At 60.9% G+C, this 19493-nt stretch carries 21 protein-coding genes; 8 read left to right on the top strand and 13 right to left on the bottom strand.

All coding sequences use genetic code 11. From position 1 onward, the window contains the following. Positions 1-8: 8 nt before the first annotated feature. The 11 genes from HDE79_RS05360 to HDE79_RS05310 all read right to left on the bottom strand — a co-directional run bounded on the left by HDE79_RS05360 (position 9) and on the right by HDE79_RS05310 (position 11292). Positions 9-938, bottom strand: a complete 930-nt coding sequence (locus tag HDE79_RS05360; protein WP_184600839.1) for a type II secretion system F family protein — start codon at positions 936-938, stop codon at positions 9-11. Further along, positions 935-2230, bottom strand: a complete 1296-nt coding sequence (locus HDE79_RS05355; protein WP_255484070.1) for a CpaF family protein — start codon at positions 2228-2230, stop codon at positions 935-937. Before HDE79_RS05355 ends, HDE79_RS05360 begins: the two co-directional genes overlap by 4 nt. Continuing rightward, positions 2230-3519, bottom strand: a complete 1290-nt coding sequence (locus HDE79_RS05350; protein WP_184600837.1) for a fimbrial protein — start codon at positions 3517-3519, stop codon at positions 2230-2232. Before HDE79_RS05350 ends, HDE79_RS05355 begins: the two co-directional genes overlap by 1 nt. Before the next feature lie 18 nt (positions 3520-3537). After that, positions 3538-4860: a type II and III secretion system protein family protein gene (locus HDE79_RS05345; RefSeq protein WP_184601129.1), complete on the bottom strand. Its 1323-nt coding sequence runs from the start codon at positions 4858-4860 to the stop codon at positions 3538-3540. Positions 4861-4882: 22 nt separating this feature from the next. Continuing rightward, the gene (gene cpaB / locus HDE79_RS05340) at positions 4883-5947 is read right to left on the bottom strand and encodes a Flp pilus assembly protein CpaB (RefSeq protein ID WP_184600836.1); all 1065 of its coding nucleotides are present in this window, start codon (positions 5945-5947) and stop codon (positions 4883-4885) included. Between the two features lie 30 nt (positions 5948-5977). After that, a complete protein-coding gene (locus HDE79_RS05335) occupies positions 5978-6490 on the bottom strand; it encodes a TadE/TadG family type IV pilus assembly protein (protein WP_343205906.1) in 513 nt (170 codons plus the stop codon). A gap of 5 nt (positions 6491-6495) precedes the next feature. Beyond that, positions 6496-7032, bottom strand: coding sequence for a prepilin peptidase (locus tag HDE79_RS05330; RefSeq protein ID WP_184600835.1), 537 nt, complete (start codon positions 7030-7032; stop codon positions 6496-6498). A 112-nt stretch (positions 7033-7144) separates the two neighbouring features. Next, the gene (locus tag HDE79_RS05325; RefSeq protein ID WP_184600834.1) at positions 7145-7333 is read right to left on the bottom strand and encodes a Flp family type IVb pilin; all 189 of its coding nucleotides are present in this window, start codon (positions 7331-7333) and stop codon (positions 7145-7147) included. 845 nt (positions 7334-8178) lie between these two features. Next, positions 8179-8886, bottom strand: a complete 708-nt coding sequence (hda, locus tag HDE79_RS05320; protein ID WP_184600833.1) for a DnaA regulatory inactivator Hda — start codon at positions 8884-8886, stop codon at positions 8179-8181. After that, positions 8883-10070, bottom strand: a complete 1188-nt coding sequence (locus HDE79_RS05315) for an AI-2E family transporter (RefSeq protein WP_255488307.1) — start codon at positions 10068-10070, stop codon at positions 8883-8885. The genes hda and HDE79_RS05315 overlap by 4 nt, the downstream gene beginning before the upstream one ends. Before the next feature lie 139 nt (positions 10071-10209). Then, the gene (locus tag HDE79_RS05310; RefSeq protein ID WP_255488306.1) at positions 10210-11292 is read right to left on the bottom strand and encodes a DUF2066 domain-containing protein; all 1083 of its coding nucleotides are present in this window, start codon (positions 11290-11292) and stop codon (positions 10210-10212) included. Positions 11293-11341: 49 nt separating this feature from the next. Here HDE79_RS05310 and purM point away from each other — a divergent pair, with 49 nt between their 5' ends. From purM to HDE79_RS05295, 3 genes are read left to right on the top strand one after another with little or no spacing between them, the layout of a single operon-like run. Then, entirely contained in the window at positions 11342-12385 is a 1044-nt protein-coding gene (gene purM / locus HDE79_RS05305) for a phosphoribosylformylglycinamidine cyclo-ligase (protein ID WP_184600832.1), read from the top strand. A 22-nt stretch (positions 12386-12407) separates the two neighbouring features. Then, complete coding sequence (gene purN, locus HDE79_RS05300; protein ID WP_184600831.1) at positions 12408-13076, top strand: phosphoribosylglycinamide formyltransferase; 669 nt, start codon at positions 12408-12410, stop codon at positions 13074-13076. A 42-nt stretch (positions 13077-13118) separates the two neighbouring features. Next, on the top strand, positions 13119-13832 hold the full coding sequence (locus HDE79_RS05295) for a DUF3108 domain-containing protein (protein WP_184600830.1): 714 nt from the start codon (positions 13119-13121) through the stop codon (positions 13830-13832). Between the two features lie 111 nt (positions 13833-13943). Here HDE79_RS05295 and murA read toward each other — a convergent pair whose 3' ends face one another. Next, positions 13944-15203 (bottom strand): UDP-N-acetylglucosamine 1-carboxyvinyltransferase, encoded by a 1260-nt coding sequence (murA, locus tag HDE79_RS05290; protein WP_184600829.1) that lies wholly within the window; start codon positions 15201-15203, stop codon positions 13944-13946. A 41-nt stretch (positions 15204-15244) separates the two neighbouring features. Continuing rightward, on the bottom strand, positions 15245-15502 hold the full coding sequence (locus tag HDE79_RS05285; protein ID WP_184600828.1) for a BolA/IbaG family iron-sulfur metabolism protein: 258 nt from the start codon (positions 15500-15502) through the stop codon (positions 15245-15247). A gap of 241 nt (positions 15503-15743) precedes the next feature. Between HDE79_RS05285 and HDE79_RS05280 the strand changes: the two genes are divergently transcribed. From HDE79_RS05280 to lptB, 5 genes are all read left to right on the top strand, one after another. Next, entirely contained in the window at positions 15744-16754 is a 1011-nt protein-coding gene (locus HDE79_RS05280) for a KpsF/GutQ family sugar-phosphate isomerase (RefSeq protein ID WP_184600827.1), read from the top strand. Between the two features lie 115 nt (positions 16755-16869). Beyond that, positions 16870-17415, top strand: a complete 546-nt coding sequence (locus tag HDE79_RS05275; protein ID WP_184674284.1) for an HAD hydrolase family protein — start codon at positions 16870-16872, stop codon at positions 17413-17415. Then, on the top strand, positions 17412-18029 hold the full coding sequence (gene lptC, locus HDE79_RS05270; protein WP_184600825.1) for an LPS export ABC transporter periplasmic protein LptC: 618 nt from the start codon (positions 17412-17414) through the stop codon (positions 18027-18029). Before HDE79_RS05275 ends, lptC begins: the two co-directional genes overlap by 4 nt. 22 nt (positions 18030-18051) lie before the next feature. Then, positions 18052-18705 (top strand): lipopolysaccharide transport periplasmic protein LptA, encoded by a 654-nt coding sequence (lptA, locus tag HDE79_RS05265; RefSeq protein WP_255488247.1) that lies wholly within the window; start codon positions 18052-18054, stop codon positions 18703-18705. A 3-nt stretch (positions 18706-18708) separates the two neighbouring features. Beyond that, a complete protein-coding gene (gene lptB / locus HDE79_RS05260; RefSeq protein ID WP_184600823.1) occupies positions 18709-19428 on the top strand; it encodes an LPS export ABC transporter ATP-binding protein in 720 nt (239 codons plus the stop codon). Positions 19429-19493 lie beyond the last annotated feature (65 nt).

Genomic DNA, 19493 nt, shown 5'->3' with positions numbered 1-19493 from the left:
GAACGACGTCATAGCGACTTCGCCAGGCGATACAGCAAAAAGCCGCCGAACAACTCCATCACCAGGGCAATCAACAGAATTTTCTGGCCCAGCGCCTCGGTAAACATCGGATGGAAAAAAGTCGGGTTGAGCAGCGACATGATGATGGCCACAACCACCGGCAGAAAACCCAGTACCCAGGCCGACAATCGTGTCTCCGCGGTGATTGCGCGCAGCTCGTGCTGGGCCTGATCGAGATCACGCATGAAATCGCTCATGCGCTGCAGGATGTGATCGGCGCGACCGCCCATGCGCACCGCAGTACCCAGCACTACATGCAGTAGCTCGAATGCTTCAAGCCGATAGGGTTGCGAAGCCACCTGCAGCGCCTGGTCGAGCTCCATACCGCTACGAACCGACACCATGGTCCGATCAAGCAGCTGGCGCAGCGGCATCGACACCGTTGTCGATGCCGCCAGGAAGGCCATCGGCAAACTGTTGCCGATGGCGGCCTGGCGCACGACGGAGTCCAGAAAGTCGGGCGTCTGGCGAATCAGCTGCTGGCGCTGCTTCTCGATCCGCGCGCGCAGCCACAGCCATACCAGTACCGCATACGCGACCAACAACACCGGCAGCGCCCAGGGCGTGCCGATACGCCATGCACCGAGCTCCGCCAACACCAGGCCCAACACAGCCAACTGAATCGGCAGTCGCCATCCCGTCGGCAGACCCGCGCGCAGGCATAGCGTGTCAGTGACAAGACCGCCGGAACTGCGCGGCGTTTCCTTCCCTCTACCCAGTAACGGCGGCGGCATGCCGTGCGCCTGGTTGGCCAGACTCCTGTCGATGTATTCCAGGCTGCGACGCCGCTGCTGTCGCGCGGGGCTACCCCACCACAATTCGATGGCACCGGCCATCAAAAACGCGACCACGCTGAACAGGGCAAGGGCGAGAATCATCCTATCGCCTCCAGCGAGGCACGCTGCAGAAATTCGCGAAACGGCTCCAGCTTGCGCGTATGCGGATGAAAGCCCAGCGCCGGCCAACGGTTACGTTCGCTGCCGTTGACGTCGATAAACGTTTCGTGCCGGAACATTTCCTGCGTGGTGATGATCTTGTCAGTCAGCCCGGTTATTTCCGTCACTGAGGAGATGACCCGATGACCATTACTCAGCCGGGCGATCTGGATAACGAAATCAATCGCGCTGGCGACCTGCCGACGCAGGCTGTCCTCGGTGCCCTTGAAGCCCGCAAAGCCAGCCAGCATCTCTAGCCGGCTCAAAGCATCACGAGGCGAATTGGCGTGGATCGTGGACATGGAGCCATCGTGCCCGGTGTTCATCGCTTGCAGCATTTCCAGCACTTCCGCGCCGCGCACCTCACCGACCACGATCCGATCGGGACGCATCCGCAGGCTGTTGCGCAAAAGATCGCGCGTGCTCACGGCGCCACTACCGTCAAAACCGCCGACGCGGCTTTCCAACCTCACCACATGCGGATGGTTGAGCGACAGCTCGGCGGTATCCTCGATGGTAATGACTCGCTCATTCAGCGGAATGTAGCTGGCCAGTGCGTTCAGCAACGAGGTCTTGCCCGAACTGGTGCCCCCCGAGATCAGAATATTGCAGCGACTCTCGACGGCCGCCTGCAGCAGCGCACGCATGCAATGATCGAACGCGCCGTTGGCCATCAGCTCATCGGGCGTGAATGGATCCTGGCGGAATTTTCGAATCGATACGCTTGGACCGCTGACCGCCAGCGGTTCGATAATCGCGTTGAGGCGTCCGCCATTCGCCATCCGTGCATCGACCATCGGATTGGCTTCGTCCAGCCGCCGCCCCAGCGGTGCGAGGATACGCCGCACGGTGCGCAGCACATGGCGGTTATCACTGAAACGGACCGGCTCACGTTTCAGTACGCCACGCCGCGACACGTAGACGTCCTGATAGCCATTGACCAGAATGTCCTCCACCTCCGGGTCAGAAAGCAGGTCATCCAGCGGGCCATATCCGGTCAACTCCTTGAGCAGTGCCGTAGCCACCTTCTGCACTTCGCTCTCGTTAATCGGAATGCGCCACTCCTGCACAAAGGTGGCGGTTTCGATACCGACGTACGTGACCGCGGTGCTATGAGACCACGACGCGATATCGAGGCGCTGATCCTCAATACGGTTCAACAGAAATTCGTGTGCCGCCGACACTGTGTCGTGAAACTGCTGGGTGTGCTCGAAGGGGATCAGATCTATGTCCATCATCCCCTCCTCACCCTGTCGAACAGCTGTTTCCACCAGGAGCGCACGATCACCGGACTCTCTTCGACCTGCAGATTCCGGCGCAGCTTTTCCAGCAGCAATTTCAGGGCGCGCAGATAAGGGTCGCGCGGTGCCACCTGGTGCAGCAACAGGCCTTGATTCGCGCTGGCACGCAGTGCCCGGAAGCGATCCGGCAGCAGGCCCGCCAGTCGCAGATTGAAACGCTTGGCAATCTTCCCGGCGCTGACACCGTCATCTGGGTCATGCCGGTTGATCACCAGAAATAACCGTCCATCACGGAATCCAAGCTCATCCAGCTGCCGCAGGCAGGCGTCAAGCGACACCATCGAGCCGATGCTCTGGTCGGCAATCAACCAGATCTCATCGGCTTCGCGTAACAGCGGCAGCGGCACTTCCGAGACTGGCAGGCCACCAAGGTCGGTCAGCAGCAGATCGAAATGATGGCGCAGACGATCCAGCAACACGGGCAAATCGGCCGTGTCTGCAGGCTTTCCCAAGGTTCCGGGTGCCTGCGACAACACGGTCAGCCGACTGTCGTGATTGGTAAATGCCGTACGAATCAAGGTGGCGTCGATCCGCCGTGCGCCCAGCAATGCGTTTTCATAATGAAATTCATTCGGCACGCTGAGGTAAAGCGTGGCGTCGCCCGCTGGCCGCCCAAGGTCCAGCAAGATCACCTGCGCCTCTTTTGGACCCTCATCCGCACCCATCGTCGAGGTTCTGCCGGGGCTGACCAGTGCGCCCAAATGTGCCGCCAGAGTGCTGGTGCCGACACCAGGCCTGACCCCGAGCAACAGCACAAGCCGGCCATGCGAATGCGGCACCGGCGTCAAAGCAGCGGGCGCAGGCCGCGCATCGCCATGCACGCGCATCAGCAGTTCGCTGATGTCTTCGTCCTTCGCATCGATGTCAAGGAATTCACTCACGCCAGCGCGCAGAGCCGCCAGCACACCACCCGCTTTATCGGCACCAATCGAACCGACTCCCACCAGTGAAATACCTGGCGCCCCCATCATCAGTCGGCGCGCCAGCATGGAGGAGCGCTCGGCTTCCGTTGGCGAATAATCCAGCAGGATGAGTGGCAATCCGGCCAGATAGATCGGCTCCCGCGTGCCACTGATGTCGCGCGTGTCGACCCAATGCACGACCGCAACGTGCTTCAACCGGGCAGTAAGACGCTGCGCCTGCCTTTCATCAGAAGAATAGAATTGCAGATCCACCTTGGGTTCCGGCTTGGTGATCGAATACAGCGTAGGTCGTGTGTGCATGATCGATACTCCCCCGCCTCAACGCGAGAACCCCGGCAGCTGATCCGAACCTGCCGGATTGAGCAGGAACGATCCCCATACGGGCAGATTCGGATTTGCTTCGCGTTCGCCCGGCAAGGGCAAGGTGGTGCCGCGGGCAAACGGCTTGATCAGATGCGGCGTAACGATGATCACCAGCTCCTTGTCCTCGCGGCTGTAAGTGAGATCGCGGAAAAACACGCCGATGATCGGAAGATCGCCAAGCAGCGGAATCTTGTTGACCTTGCTCATGATCGACTGGCTGACCAGTCCACCAATGACGAAGGTTTCGCCGTCACCCAGCTCCACCGTGGTATCGGCACGGCGAGTGGTAAGTGCGGGCACCGAGACGCCGCTGAGGATGATGGCATTGGAGTAATCCAGGTCGCTCGCCTCTGGCGCCACCTTCAGCGCAATGCGATCACCGGAGAGCACCGTCGGTGTCACTGTCAGCCCGATGCCGAACGACTTGTAGGTGATCGTGGTGGTGCCCAGCCCCTGAGGCACCGGAATCGGCAGCTCGCCACCGGCCAGAAAACTCGCACTCTGACCAGAAAGCGCCACCAGGCTTGGCTCGGCCAGTACGCGTGCCAGCCCATCGCTCTTGAGCAGATTGAGGCTGGCATTCCATTTCCCTGTTGTCGAGGCCGCTACCAGATTGAAGGCCGAGGAGAGCGTGCTGCTGGTACTGGTGGTGTTGGCGGAAGCGGTCGGACTGGTGACGCCGTAGCTGAAACCGCCATTGGCGTTGGTGAAATTCAGCCCGAGCTGCTTCAACGCCGTCTTGTCGAACTCCACCACTTTCACATCGACCTGCACCACGCCGCCGCTGGCCACGGTAGACGTATCGACAATCGTGCCCTTGCTTCCGACCGCTGCCGATGCGGCCTCGTGCGCCTGCTCATGGTCGAGCATCGTCGGGGCACTGCCCTGCAGAAGCGCGCCATCGTCCTGTACCGACAGATCCGTTCCGACGCCATCTTGCAGTTGCGCCTGCAGCACACTGTGCACGCTCACCACCAGCCGCTCGGGAGAAGCCGCTCCGCGGCGCCAAAGAAGCAAGGTGGTCTGCCCGGGCTTCTTGCCGACCAGTAATGCCTCGGACCGGCTCTTCAGCATGATCAGATCGGCCACGGCCGGATCGGCAATGGCCACTCGTTCAAGATCACTCGGCAACCGCAGTGGACGTTGTTCATGTGCCTGCAGATCAAGACTTGCCGCAGACGCTGCCATGGTCAGTGCAGGCAGCGTCATCAGCAGAGCGACGAGACAAGCATATGCGATGACTTGCCGACGGGATGCAGAGGCATAGCGCGAAAACATGGTCATGGAGAGATCCATCGCATCATGGGTAGGTCCGGGCGGGGCGCGCGCTTTCGTCTGATGAGCCGCGAATGATCTGGATGCTTTGGTAAGTCCGGGCACGATCAGAGCGGACCACTTTCCCAGCCCCCTGATCGTGACCAGCCAGACCCGTGCCATCGATGCCGGCATAGGCCTGGTTTTCCGGTTGCAGCAGTTGCTGCTTCTGGTCCGGGCTCAGATCGGCGCGCGCCAGGAGCACTGGCCGCGGCTGGCCAAACAGCGCATCGTCGGGTTGGCCCTCATCATTCGGCGGCCGCACACCCAGAGACAATTTGCCGTTTTGCACGGCCAGCAGCAGCTGATTCGCATCGTCAACCGGCACAGCAAGCACCGCGGTATGCGGTACCGACTGGGTCGTCGGCTGGCTCTGCGGGTTGTTCGACACCTGCCGGGAATCACCGTCGGTGACCGGCTTGGCCTTGCTGCCATCAGCGACTGCCGCTGGCGATTTTTTTTCGGGCGATGACGGCAAATCGTCACTGCCATAAGCCAGCACCCGCAGGCGCGACAGCAGAAGGCGTGTCTGCGAAGCATCCCGCGTATCCACATGCGAAGCTGGGTTATAGGTTGCCGTCTGCGGTGCCTTCAGGCTCACAAAGACATCGACATAGTCGCCGGGCAACACGCGGTTACCCGCGCCGGCCTGCTCATCCACCGGCACGGCCACCGCCCGCTCACCTGGCTTCAGCGCCATCGCCACACCACGGGCGAGTACGCTCGCGGTCACCGGCGTGCCCGCCGGAATATCGATCAATGGAACACCTCCGACCACGGCATCCACGTCGCCATAACCAGCCGCCGGCCGCTGAGCCCAGTTGACCACTTGCAGCGACGATGCGGCGAGTGGCATGCCTGCCGGTAGCGCTGTAGCCGCCACCACCACAGGGACCGTCGCTGACTCCGACGACAAGTTCACGGCGTGTGCCGTCGCCACTTCGTCGGCGACGGGCCTCACGGCGCGCCGGCCGATACTGAAAGCCATAATCGCCAGCACGATGGCCACCGCCACCAGTAACAAAGCCGCTATGTGGGTGAATTTCGGCATCGGTAAGTCTCCGGATCGCAGGTGCAACCCTTAGAGTTGAACAATGGCGGTGCTGCTGATGGGGCCCAGCACCCATCCGTAAACGGTCTGGGTACCCGGAATAAAGGGGTATGTCTTGTAATCGAAGGAGGTCACCACCTGCACGCAGCTCAGGCTGGCATTTGCAGGACAGGCGATGGTCGTAACGACAATCGGGCCATCCGTGCAATCAGGCGCCGTGACACCGGAAAAAGTGAGCAGCCACTGCATGGACTGTGCGGCGACCTGACACGCTGTTACTTCACGATTCGCACTGTATTGCAGCGCCGCCCGAGCGCCATTGTCGGCAGCCAGCGTGAGGGATTGCTTGGCCGCAAAAATCAGCACGCCGGATATCATCAACAGCAGCAATGGCAGCAACCCGAATAGAAAGATCAAGGCGAATTCGATGGCGACCACGCCCTGCTGCCTGGATCGCCCAATGCCAGCCATCACCCGCTTCGCTCCGGCGGGATTAGCGCTTGAGGTAGGTGTGGCAGATACCGGAGAGATCGCGATCTTCATCAGCGTCACCAGTGCGTCAAGGTCGTAAATTTCATCGTGATAAGCGCGCCGATAGCCATATAAGCGGCATAAGGCAAACCCTTGCGCCCCTTTCTGGCGATGAGCACGCGCTGCCATAAATGCCACTCGATGACTTGCGCCTGCAGAGCAGCCAATCCCGAACCGGAATAGCGCATCAGAAAGCGGAACACCAAGATAATGACGGCATGTACTCCCCCAAGCAGGCTAGCGATAATCCATATCGGCAGTAGTGCCTTGCCACCCAGTAAAAAACCGAGCGTGGCAAAAAACTTTACGTCACCTGCCCCCATCCAACCTAGAAGATACAAAGGCAGCAGCAGGAAAAATCCGATCAATAACCCGATTACTGCTGTTATTAAATACACGAACGTCCGCTGCGCCAACAAGGATTCGAGATACCAAGCGATACCAAGCAACAACACGACAATTAGCCATTTGTTCCGTACACGTCTCTCGTACAAGTCCCCAGCAATAACCAATAAACAAAGAACAGTTGTAACGATCTGCAAAATATTTGGCATCCAGCAGTCCTTTTGGCCAGCCCCAACCCCGCAGCCAATACCAATGCCGCCATTTCATGAAGCACTCTGACGACTCTATCAACAGGTTGCTGATGATAGAAAATAGCGAATTTTATCCACTCGTTTTTGCCGCATTACCTACCGCCGTAGTCATGTTGGTGAAAAGATCCTGGTAAAGGGTCTTCAGCGCCGGATAGAAAAATCCAGCTAACGCCGTCGCTACCAACGCAGCCAGAATGCCGTACTCCAGCGCCGTAATACCGTCTTCTTCGCGAAGAAATTTGCTGATTGAGGCGTTCATGTCGATTTCTCCAGAGCCCAAGGCTCCTTCAGCTATTACAGTTGTAAACGAATGACTTTTTGTCACCGTTCGGTAAACCTGCAGCGATTGCCGCAGGAGGCTCACTCCGTACCTTTCGCCTGGTTATTTATCGAATCACTTACTCAGACGCATGGATTATTTGTATTCATCACTGCTGAATTTAAGCGAAAGATCTATCACCACCTTTAAATCAAGAACTAAGGACACTGTTTACAGATCGCATTTCAAAAATAAATTAATCCTGCATATAATGACGAATGCATCGTGCGTGCCTGACATAGCCCTTTTTGTCTTCACACACCCTTTTCTGTGAACTGCGTTAGCTTTTCTCCTATCTACACGCCTCTCGAGTTTTACTTTCTGCTAATTTCCTGAATGGCGATGCACAAAATCGGCATGTTTTCACACCGTTTGCAGTGCTCTTTTTGGGCAACACTGGCCGCTCTGGAGCCAGCTAGTGACATAACGCGTTTTGCAGCCATGCTCCAAACAGCCCTCGTCGCCTCCTACCACTACGGAAGCCGTTCGAGGTCGGCATGAGAGGCATCGGAAGTGCTGGTTGGTGCTCGCCAATGCATGGAGCCGGCAGCCACTGCACCGGCTATCGACCTGGCACCGACCGCTGCGTCTTGGCAACAATCTCATGGCTGCCAAGACCATGATCATGAAGTCGGCAACGGGTGTCGCCGGTCTATACGGGAGCCGCTGAAAAATAAAAGCGCCCGTAGGCGCCCTTGTTCTTTTGTGTTGCTCGATGCTGAGTTAAATCAAGAGCGCCGCGCCTATCCGGCTGGATTGCTCACCGCTCCGGCATGTATTTTCAGTCACGATGCCGAGTCCCCAGCCTCTCGTAAAAAACCACGCAAGAACGGCACTGTAATTTTGCGCTGCGCCGCCAGCGATGCCCGATCGAGTTTATCCAGCAGTTCAAGCAAGGCACCCAGATCGCGCGCATACCGGGCGAACAGCCAATCGAGCACGCTGTCATCGAGTTCGATGCCGCGCGAAGTTGCCTGGGCTTTCAGCACCGTGCGGCGCTCTTCGTCGTCGAGAGGCTTGATGGCGAACTGGGTACAGGCACCGAGGCGCGAACGCAGATCCGGCAGTACCAGACCCAGTTGTGCCGGCGTTGCGCCGGCAGCGAAGAGCAGCGCACTGCCTTCGGCCTTCGCCTGATTGTACAGATCGAAAAGAGCATGTTCCGCATCGCGATTACCGGCGATGGCACCCAGATCGTCCAGCGCCAACAGACCGCTGCCGGCAACGCCTCGCAGTGCTGCCGCACTATCGTCCAAGGTCGCCAACGGCAGATATTGCACAGCTCGTCCTGCAGCATTTGCCGCCTGACACGCAGCCATCAGCAGATGGCTGCGGCCACTGCCCGGAGAACCGTGCAGATAAACCCACGGCGCAACTACATCATCGGCCAACGCCTGCACCGCCGCGAACGCAGCAGCATTGGCGCCGGGATGGAAATGTTCGAAGCGCTGGCGGCGTGGCCAGCGCAGCGCAAGCGGCAGCTGCTGCGTCATGGTTGCTCGGCGCGAGCCTGACCGGGTTTCAACGGCACGGTGGTGTCCGTTTCCACCGTGCTACCGTCGGCGTTGTGCACGACGATATCGACCTCGGCAATGACCGGATCCTCGTCACCTTCGTCGGTGTACAGCTCGCTCTGGCGGTAACGTTCGACGAGATAGCGCAGCAGCACCATGATCACCGACGCTGCCGGCAGCGCCAGCAGCACGCCAAGAAAACCAAACAACTCGCCACCGGCCAGCACCGCAAAGATCACCGCTACCGGATGCAGGCCGATCTTGTCGCCGACCAGCTTCGGCACCAGCACGTAACCTTCCAGCAACTGGCCGACCACAAACACGCCACAGACGAGCAGCAGATGTGTCACGTCGCCGTACTGCACCAGCACTGCAATCACCGCGCCGCCGAAGCCGACAATAAAGCCGAGGTAAGGCACGAAGCTCAGCAGACCGGCCACGATGCCGATCAGCAGACCCACCGACAGGCCGACCAGCGACAACGCACCGCCATAGAAGACGCCCAGCGCCAGCATCACCAACAACTGGCCACGCACGAAAGCCCCCAGCACCTTGTCCGACTCCCGCGCGAGATACGCGATCGTCGGCTCGATCGAGCGAGGCAGCATGCGATCGATCGCGGCCACCATGCGGTCCCAGTCACGCAACAGGTAGAACGCCACTACCGGAATCAGCACCATGTTGGTCAGCCACAGAACGATGCCGAGGCCCGAACGCGACACCTTGCCCAGCACCTCCGTCGCGATACTGCCGATCGAGCCGATATGCGCCTTGATATCGGCCATCAGCTGATCGCTCTGGAACATCTTCGGATCCAGATGCAGCTTGGCCTGTATCCATGGCCACGCGGTGTTCTGTCCCCAGTCGGCATAGCGCGGCAAATTGGCGATCAGGTTTTCGATCTGGCGGGACACCAGCGGAATCAGCAGCAGCAGCACCACGACAAAAAGTATGACCAGTACCAGAAACACGATAGTCGCCGCCAAGGCCCGACTCAGACCCAGCCGCTCCAACCGGTCGGCGAGCGGATCCCCCAGATAGGCCAGCATGCCGGCTACGGCAAAAGGCATCAGTACCGGTGCGAGCAACCAGAGCAGGTAGATGAGGACAACGGCGATGGCCAACATCTGCCAACGACGGGAGGTGTCATGCGTCACGGGCATATTCATTGCTCATACCTCATTGCAGATACCTCGGACCGAATCGACGGATGCCGATGGGGTTTAATAAAGTCGAAGCGTTCAAGAACCGTCGTGAGCAGACCGTGTAGCCCATCCACAAGCCAAGGCGCTTGTCGCGCGTTCAGTGCAACCAGCTCAGCGTTGCATCGGCGCCATCGTGCGCGTCCTTGTCCAGCAGCAGGCGACCGCCGGCCGCGAGATTGGCGGCAAGCGCGCTCAGCGGGACCGAAGCTTTGACGTCCAGCAGCACGCCGTCGTTCTGCGCACCGATGGTGCTGACATCACTGATCGACGGATCAGCCCGCAGCGCGGACAGCAAGTCGGCGTAATCCATCGCCGATTTCAGCCCGCCCACCCATACCTTGCCTTCGCTGACGCCAGCGCCGATGACGTTGAGCTGCTTGCCGATGCGATCGACCATGCCGTTGCCGGCGTCGCTCAGCAGCGAGTCTTCGGTCGTGCCCTTGTTGGTCCATTTTTGCGCCTGGCCACCGGAAATCAGCGTCCATGAGGCGCTGCCGTTGTGCAGGCTGCCGACCAGCACCAGACCGGTGTGGTATTGCTGATCGATCGCCGCCAGTGTGGCCGCATCGGCGGCAGCAGCCTGGGTCGCATCCGGCGGGTTGGATGCATCGGGATACGTCACATTGGTGCCACGCGCGCTGGCCGACGAAGCCAGACTGGCCAACGAGGATTGATCGAACAGCTTGCCGTCCGCCCCCTGCACCAGCAACAGCACCGGCGGCTTGACCCCTGCGCTGGCGACGCCCAGCGTCGATATCAGCCGACGCACGGTGCCCGGCTCGAAATCCACCTCCAGACTCAGGCCAGTGGCAGCCCGCTGGTACTGGTATTTGCGCACCAGCGAAGCCGCATTTTTCATCGCGTCGCCGTAACCGGCGTTGCTGCGCAAATCCTGACCGCCAGCTACTCGCGTCAGCACCTGCCCCAGCGCCGTGACGAAGGCCGCGTTACGCTGAGCATCGCTGACATCGTTAACCGGCACGATGACCGAATACGGCGAGCCCTGAGCCTGCGCGCGCCATGGCGAAAGCACGGCGAGACCAAACAGCAGGGCGACGAATGACAGGCGTGACAGGCGCATATGGATATCTTCAAACAGGGAAATCCCCGGGGAAGTCTGCCCAATCGCGCCGCCAGCGTCCATCGGCGCCACACCGGATCGCAGCACGCCGGCCAGCATTGCCACACTACTGCTAAACTGGCGAGCTCAATCCACGCCGGTTTCCGCCATGTCTGACGCCCTCACCTACCGCGCCGCCGGCGTTGATATCGACGCCGGCAATGCCGTGGTCGAACGCATCAAGCCGCTGGTCAAGCGCACCTTCCGCCCTGAAGTGATGGGCGGGCTGGGCGGCTTTGGCGGGCTTTTCGACCTCTCCGGCAAGTACAAGGAACCGGTACTGGTCTCAGGTACCGACGGCGTCGGCACCAAGCTGAAGCTGGCACAGATCCTCGGCCGCCACGACACCATCGGCATCGACCTAGTCGGCATGTGCGTCAACGACGTGCTGGTACAAGGCGCCGAGCCGCTGTTTTTCCTCGACTACTTCGCCACCGGCAAGCTCGATGTGGAAACCACCGTGGCCGTCGTCGGCGGCATCGCCAAAGGCTGCGAGCTGGCCGGTTGCGCGCTGATCGGCGGCGAAACGGCTGAAATGCCCGACATGTATCCGCCGGGCGAATACGACCTTGCCGGCTTCACCGTTGGTGCGGTCGAGAAATCGCAGATGCTCAGCGGCGAGGGCATCGTCACCGGCGACGTGATCCTCGGCGTAGCCTCGTCCGGCCCACACTCGAATGGCTATTCGCTGATCCGCAAGATCCTCGAGCGTGCCGGCTGCACGCCAGATAACGGCAGACTCGACCTGGACGTAAGCGGCGTGAAGCTGGCCGATGCGCTGATGGCACCGACGACGATCTACGTCAAAGCCATCCTGGATTTGTTGAAGAGTGGAACGGTCCATGGCATGGCCCACATCACCGGTGGCGGCCTGAAGGAAAATATCATCCGCGTCGTGCCCGATGATCTCGGCATTGCGCTGGATGCCAGCACCATCGTGCTGCCGCCGGTGTTCGACTGGCTGATGCGCGAGGGCAACGTGGCGCGCGAGGAAATGTGGCGCACGTTCAACTGCGGCATCGGCTTCACGGTGATCCTGCCGCGTGATGCGGTGACCGCGGCAAGCGCGCTGCTGCAGAAGCACGGCCTGGCCAGCTCGTTGATTGGCGAAGTCGTGCCGGCGCAGGGCGACGAGCGCGTGCGGATCGGCTAACCCTCGCTACATTGTGTCCGCTTTGAATAATCCCTTACGTATTGCTGTGCTGGCCTCCGGACGCGGCAGTAATCTCGCTGCGCTGTTGGTGGCGCGCGACTGCGGCGACTTGCCGGTCGAGTTCGTCCTGGTCGCGAGCGACAAAGCCGCCGCTGGCGCCTTGCAGCTGGCCCAAGCGGCCGGCGTTCCGACACTGGCACTTGATCCACGCCATTACCCGGACCGCCGCGCCTTCGACATCGACCTGTTTGCTCGTCTCGCCGCCAGCGGCGCCGAACTGCTCGTGCTGGCCGGCTTTATGCGGATTATTGACAGCGATGCGCTGACGCCGTGGATCGGCCGGATGATCAATATCCATCCCTCGCTGCTGCCGAAATATCGCGGCTTGCACACACATCGCCGCGCGCTCGAGGCCGGCGATAGTGAACACGGGGCAAGTGTTCATTACGTCACCGCCGAGCTGGATGGCGGGCCGGTCATCGCGCAGGTACGCCTCGCCGTGGAGTCCGGCGAGGACGAACATCGGCTGGCGCAGCGGCTACTGCCGCTGGAACATCGGCTGCTTACCGCCGTGGTCGCTGGCATCGCGGGCGGACGGATTGCTCTCGACACGGATCGTGTGCAATTCAACGGTGAAGCACTCGCCCAGCCGCTGCAACTGATCGATGGCCGGCTGGTAAAAAATCACTGATCTGCATGGCGCGTTCAGGATCGCTGCGCAAAACTGGCAGCCATGAAAAAACTCACCCGCCTCCCCGCTCTCGCTGCCGGTCTTGCACTGGCCCTGGCCACCGGTACCGCGCTTGCCGCTGCACCACAGCCGTTTACCGCGCGCTATCAAGTACTCAGCGATGGCCAGCCGCTCGGCGACGCGACCATCAAACTCAGTGCTGTCGGCAACGGCGAGTACTCCTATAGCAGCAGCAGCAACGGCACCGGCGGCATGGCCGCCATCATTGCTGCCAGCTCGAAGGAAACCACGCGTTTCCGCTGGCAGAACGACATGCCGGCGACGCTGAGCTACGACTACAAGATGCAGAGCTCGTTCAAGAGCAAGCAGCGCCACATGAGCGTCGACCCGGCATCGGGCAAGGTCACGGTCGACGAAGGCAAAGGCCCCGGCAGCTACGCTGGCGTACCGGGCATGGCCGACCGCAACAGCCTGCCGCTGGCGATCGGTCTGGCACTGGCCAGCGGCAAGCAGACAGTGACCGTGCCCGTAGGCGTGCGCCAGGGCGTGGAGCAGCAGCAATACAAGGTCACCGGCTCCGAATCGGTGCAGGTACCGGCAGGCAAGTTCAATGCCGAAAAGGTGGCGCGCAGCGATGACGGCAGCAACCGCTTCGATGCCTGGTACGTGCCACAGAAGTATCCAGTGCCGGTAAAGATCACCCAGGCCGATGGCGGTGATCTCACGCTGCAGCTGGTAAGTTTCAGCCGACCGTAAAGCCGGCTGTTCGTAAAGCCTGTTGTTCGTAAAGCTCGTTGTTCATGCCAAAAAGAAAGGCCGCTTGCGCGGCCTTTCTCTTGCGTTGAATTGCCCGTATTGGGTGCGTAATCAGTTCGGCAGGCGACGAATCTTGGCACCCAGCACGCCCAGCTTCTCTTCGATATTTTCGTAGCCGCGATCGATGTGGTACACGCGATCAACCACGGTATCGCCCTTGGCCACGAGACCGGCTAGCACTAGACACGCCGAAGCGCGCAGGTCAGTGGCCATGATTGGCGCGCCGCTCATCTCGCTCACGCCCTTGACCACAGCGGTATTGCCCTCGAGATGGATATCTGCGCCCAACCGCTGCAGTTCGTGCGCATGCATGAAGCGGTTCTCGAACACCGTTTCGGTGATCACGCCGGTGCCTTCGGCCACACAATTGAGCGCAGTGAATTGCGCCTGCATGTCGGTCGGAAACGCGGGGTAAGGAGCCGTACTGATATTGACTGCCTTCGGACGGCGACCCTGCATATCCAGCTCGATCCAGTCCGGGCCGGTGGAAATATGTGCTCCAGCGTCTTCCAGCTTGGACAGCACGGCATCCAGCGTATCGGCACGGGCATGACGTGTACGCACCTTGCCGCCGGTCATGGCGGCGCCGACCAGGAACGTGCCAGTCTCGATGCGATCGGGCAGCACTTCGTATTCGGCGCCGTGCAGACGCTCCACACCATGGATCACCATGGTGGAGGTGCCCGCGCCTTCGATCTGCGCGCCCATGGCGATCAGGCAATTGGCCAGATCCACCACCTCAGGTTCCTGCGCAGCGTTCTCGATCACCGTGGTGCCCTGCGCCAGCGTGGCCGCCATCATGATGTTTTCGGTACCGGTGACGGTGACCATATCCATCAGGATGCGCGTGCCCTTCAGACGTTTCGCGCGTGCCTTGATATAGCCGTTCTCGACGGTGATCTCCGCACCCAGTGCCTGCAGGCCACGAATGTGCTGATCGACTGGACGGGAGCCGATGGCGCAACCGCCCGGCAGCGACACTTCTGCCTGGCCGAAGCGCGCGACCAGCGGACCCAGCACCAGGATCGAGGCGCGCATCGTGCGCACCAGGTCGTACGGCGCTATGCAGGTGCTGGTGGTACGCGGGTCGACATGCATCTTCATGCGGTCGTCCAGCACGAGCTGCACGCCCATCTGACCCAGCAGTTCGATAAACGTAGTGACGTCATGCAAATGCGGCACGTTGCCGATGCTGACCGGCTCATCAGCCAGCAGGCAGCCCGCGAGAATCGGCAACACGGCGTTCTTCGCGCCGGAAATGCCCACCTCGCCATTGAGCGGCGTGCCGCCACTGATCAAAATCTTGGCCATCATGTTCCTTCAGTAAAACGGTGAGAGTACGGCTGCAACCATCAACGGCGCACCGAAGAGGGCGCAAGCGCCGCGGCTTCCTCGGGAGTAAGAGTTTTCAGTGCCAGCGCGTGGATCGCGCCCCCCATCAAGTCGCCCAGAGTGGCGTAAACCAGACGATGCCGCGCCAGCGGCAGCTTGCCGGCAAACTGGCTGGACACCACGGTCGCCTCGAAATGCACGCCGTCTGCCCCGCTGACGTCAACCTGCGCGCCGGCCAAGCCGTTTTCGATCATTGCCTGGATGCTGGCTGGGTCCATGAATGGGGATTTCCTCGGAAAGGGCGGATGAACTGGCGTCAGCCGATGTGTCGATTTCGCCGGCGTTGGAATCCAATGCGCCGACTTATGACGTTAAAATGCGAATGTGCCATGGTAATGGAAATACGCTGGCGCAGAAATGACGGCTGCGGCAATCGGCTTGGCCCAATGGAGTTCGGTGTCATCATTCCAGGGGGTTAGAACCGCAGGTCGCAGATATTCCCTTTCCACCCGAGCCCTCATGAACGCACGCATTGCCCCGCCTGTCGCCATCGCAATGGATCCGGACCTCATCGTGCGCAGCGCACGGTCGGTCATCGGCCTCGAAGCGTCGGCTATCCAGGCGCTAGAACCACGGATCGGGCCGGAATTTGTCGAAGCCTGCCGCATTATCCTGGCCTGCAAGGGCCGCGTCGTGGTCAGCGGCATGGGCAAGTCAGGGCATGTGGCACGCAAGATCGCTGCCACGCTTGCATCCACCGGCACGCCGGCCTTTTTCGTGCACCCGGGTGAGGCCAGCCATGGCGATCTGGGCATGATTCTGCCCGAGGACGTTGTGCTGGCGCTGTCCTATTCGGGCGAAACCGATGAACTGCTGTTCATCCTGCCGATGATCAAGCGCCAGGGCATCCCGTTGATCGTGATTACCGGCAAGTCCGAATCATCGCTGGCCACCGAAGCCGATGTCGTCCTGGACGGCAGCATCACCAGCGAGGCATGCCCACTTGGCCTGGCGCCGACCACCAGCACCACGGTGGCTCTTGTCATGGGCGATGCGCTGGCCATCGCCTTGCTCGAGGCACGCGGTTTTACCTCGGACGACTTCGCCCGTTCGCATCCGGCCGGCAGCCTTGGCCGGCGCCTGCTGCTGCACATCAGCGACGTGATGCACAGTGGTGCCGACGTACCCCGCGTATCGCCTGATGCCAGCATCACCACCGCGCTAGTCGAAATGACCCGCAAACACCTCGGAATGACTGCCGTGGTGGATGCCGAGCAGCGCCTGTTAGGCGTATTTACCGACGGTGACCTGCGCCGCGCGCTCGATGATGTCGACATCGATCTGCGCGGCGCCAAGGTGGGCGAGTTGATGACCCGGGCGCCCAAGACCATTGGCGCCGGCAAGCTGGCAGCCGAAGCCGCGCAGCTGATGGAAAAGCTCAAGATCAACGCCCTGCTGGTCGTCGATGATGAACAACATGTGGTGGGTGCGCTCAATATTCATGATCTGCTCCGTGCCCGCGTGGTGTGATGCCATCGATAGAGACGAGTAACGGGTAACGATGGCCGCAAGTTCGGCTCCGCCTTACTCCTTTCCTCACCCTTCGCTACTAATCCCTTGCCCCTCATTCCATGCAGTCGCCACCGTGAATTCAAACTATCTCGCCGACATCCCCGCCGACATCCTCGCCCGTGCCGCCAAGATCCGCGTTGCGGTATTCGATGTGGACGGCACGCTGACTGACGGCCGCCTCTGGTACGGCGAAGACGGCCGGGAAACCAAGGTGTTCCACGTACATGATGGGCTCGGCCTGAAACGGCTGCAGCAAAACGGCGTGGTGGTGGCGATCATCAGTGCCCGGATCAGCCACCCGGTGGCGTTGCGCGCCGAAGAACTTGGCATCGCTCACGTCTATCAGGCGCAGGACAACAAGGCCAGCTGTCTGCTCGAGTTGCTGGACGCACTCAACCTCTCGACGGAACAGGCTGCCTTCATTGGCGACGACCTGCCGGATCTGCCGCCCATGCAGCTTGCCGGGCTCGCTGTGGCCGTGGCCAATGCACATCCCGTGGTGGCTGAGCAGGCGCATTGGCAGACCAGCAAGAGCGGCGGCTTCGGCGCAGCCCGTGAAGCATGCGATCTGATCCTGCACGCCCAGGGCAAAGACGCCGCCGCGGTGCCCGCGCAGTGAGCGTAAGCCGTTACCTGCGCGACCGCGGCCTGCTTGCCGCCACTCTTGCGATAGCGCTGCTGGCCGGCCTTGGCCAGCTGCTACTGTGGTGGATCGGGCCTTCCGTGGCACCCAATGACTTTGTGGGTCCGCCGCGCTCGGGCTACACGCTGATCAACAGTCACGTCACCGAATACGATGTGCTCGGCAAGCAGAGCATGCGCCTGCAATCACCGCACATCGAGCGGCGCGAGGACGACGAATCGCTCTATCTCAATACGCCGACCTTCCAACTGCCTCCCAAGGTACCCGGCCTGCCCGACTGGGACGGCAACTCGCTGTACGGCTGGGTCAATAAGGAAGGCACCCTGATCAAGCTGCAAGGACCCGTTTACGTGCATCGCCCGGCATACACTGATCCTAAGGGAGTGGAGCAGGCGGAAACGATCATGCACACGTCGGAAGTGACGGCGTGGCCGAAGGAGCAACGCATGGAAACCGCCGAAGCGGCGAATATCGTGCAGGGTCAACGTACAATAAGCGGAGTCGGCATGCGTGCCAACCTCAACGACAACCATCTGGAGCTGCTCGATGAAAGCCACGGCACATTCCCGCCGCGCAAGCCCAAGTCCTAGGCGCGTCGTCGCCGGGCTGCGGTTGGTCGCACTTCTTTCAATTGCGCTGCTGCCGCTGCATGCGATCGCCAAGAAAGCGGATCGCCAGCAAATCATGAACTACACCTCGAACTCCAGCAACGCGTACAACGTGCCGAACTCGGTCACGACGCTTACGGGTGCTGTGAGGATCACTCAGGGCACCTTGCTGCTCACGGGTGACCTGGCCAAGATATATCTGGATGGAGATTCGCAGATGTCGCACGTCGTTGTCACCGGCAAACCTGCGCACATCCAGGAGCTGGACGAGAACAACAACATGGTGACCGGCGACGCTCTCCAGATCGACTACGACAATGTGAGCCAGATCGCCGTACTGACCACTCAGGGTGTCATGCATCAACAATGTCGCGGCGAGTTCCATGGCGACAAGCTGACCTACAACACCATTACCGAACTGGTCGTGGGCGAGTCCGGTAGCAATGGCCAGGTACATGGCGTCATCCTGCCCAAGGCCTTGCCAGGCGTCGTACCAGCCATCTGCGCCCAATCCCCTACGGCGCAACCGGTGCCGGATGGTGAGGCTGTTGCAGGCAAACTGCCGATCGTCAAGCCCGCCGCCAAGCCCGCAGCACCCGCTGAGGCGCCAAAAGCACCGGCACCCGCCAGCACCGCCCCCTCACCGAAGCAGCCATAACTGATGCTTTCTGCCGAAGGTCTGCAAAAGAGTTTCAAGGCACGCAAGGTCGTGCGCGATTTCGCTTTCTCGATCCGTGAGGGCGAAGTGGTCGGCCTGCTCGGCCCCAACGGGGCCGGCAAGACCACCTGCTTTTACATGGTGGTCGGATTGATCGAGGCCGACGCCGGCAGCATCAAGCTGGACAAACAGGACATCACCGGCCTGCCGATGCATTCGCGCGCCAAGCTGGGTATCGGCTATCTGCCGCAGGAGGCGTCGGTATTCCGTCGACTCAGTGTGTCGGACAACATCCTCGCCGTGCTGGAATTGCGCGACGGCCTGAGCCAGCAGCAGCGCGCCAGCGAGCTGGAAAGCCTGCTCGATGAGCTGAAGATCGGTCATATCGCCGACCAGAAGGGCATCAGCCTGTCCGGTGGCGAGCGCCGACGGGTGGAAATTGCCCGTGCACTGGCCGCGCAGCCGCGCTACATGCTGCTGGACGAGCCGTTCGCCGGCGTCGATCCGATTTCGGTTGGTGAAATCCAGCGTATCGTGCGGCATCTCAAGGAACGCGGCATCGGCGTACTGATCACCGATCACAACGTACGTGAGACGTTGGGCATCTGCGATCGGGCCTATATCCTGAACGACGGCGAGGTGCTGTCGCGCGGCACGCCGGCGCATATCCTGGCCGACGAGAAGGTCCGCGAGGTATATCTGGGGCGCGAATTCCGCCTTTGATGCCGCGGTCACAGTTCGCGCTTTCACGGATCGCACACGCCTATGGCTGCATCGGCAGCCAAGCG

Source organism: Rhodanobacter sp. MP1X3, from assembly GCF_014207165.1.
Classification (GTDB): domain Bacteria; phylum Pseudomonadota; class Gammaproteobacteria; order Xanthomonadales; family Rhodanobacteraceae; genus Rhodanobacter.
This window is presented reverse-complemented; position numbering and strand designations above follow the sequence as displayed.

Coding starts and splice junctions, on each gene's coding strand:
- purM (WP_184600832.1), top strand. CDS start 11,342: ATGTCTGACGCCCTCACCTACCGCGCCGCCGGCGTTGATATCGACGCC.
- HDE79_RS05280 (WP_184600827.1), top strand. CDS start 15,744: ATGAACGCACGCATTGCCCCGCCTGTCGCCATCGCAATGGATCCGGAC.
- HDE79_RS05325 (WP_184600834.1), bottom strand. CDS start 7,333: ATGAACGCCTCAATCAGCAAATTTCTTCGCGAAGAAGACGGTATTACG.
- HDE79_RS05360 (WP_184600839.1), bottom strand. CDS start 938: ATGATTCTCGCCCTTGCCCTGTTCAGCGTGGTCGCGTTTTTGATGGCC.
- HDE79_RS05295 (WP_184600830.1), top strand. CDS start 13,119: ATGAAAAAACTCACCCGCCTCCCCGCTCTCGCTGCCGGTCTTGCACTG.
- HDE79_RS05285 (WP_184600828.1), bottom strand. CDS start 15,502: ATGGACCCAGCCAGCATCCAGGCAATGATCGAAAACGGCTTGGCCGGC.
- hda (WP_184600833.1), bottom strand. CDS start 8,886: ATGACGCAGCAGCTGCCGCTTGCGCTGCGCTGGCCACGCCGCCAGCGC.
- HDE79_RS05345 (WP_184601129.1), bottom strand. CDS start 4,860: ATGTTTTCGCGCTATGCCTCTGCATCCCGTCGGCAAGTCATCGCATAT.
- HDE79_RS05315 (WP_255488307.1), bottom strand. CDS start 10,070: ATGCCCGTGACGCATGACACCTCCCGTCGTTGGCAGATGTTGGCCATC.
- HDE79_RS05330 (WP_184600835.1), bottom strand. CDS start 7,032: ATGCCAAATATTTTGCAGATCGTTACAACTGTTCTTTGTTTATTGGTT.
- murA (WP_184600829.1), bottom strand. CDS start 15,203: ATGGCCAAGATTTTGATCAGTGGCGGCACGCCGCTCAATGGCGAGGTG.
- HDE79_RS05350 (WP_184600837.1), bottom strand. CDS start 3,519: ATGCACACACGACCTACGCTGTATTCGATCACCAAGCCGGAACCCAAG.
- lptB (WP_184600823.1), top strand. CDS start 18,709: ATGCTTTCTGCCGAAGGTCTGCAAAAGAGTTTCAAGGCACGCAAGGTC.
- HDE79_RS05310 (WP_255488306.1), bottom strand. CDS start 11,292: ATGCTGGCCGGCGTGCTGCGATCCGGTGTGGCGCCGATGGACGCTGGC.
- cpaB (WP_184600836.1), bottom strand. CDS start 5,947: ATGCCGAAATTCACCCACATAGCGGCTTTGTTACTGGTGGCGGTGGCC.
- HDE79_RS05355 (WP_255484070.1), bottom strand. CDS start 2,230: ATGGACATAGATCTGATCCCCTTCGAGCACACCCAGCAGTTTCACGAC.
- HDE79_RS05335 (WP_343205906.1), bottom strand. CDS start 6,490: ATGAAGATCGCGATCTCTCCGGTATCTGCCACACCTACCTCAAGCGCT.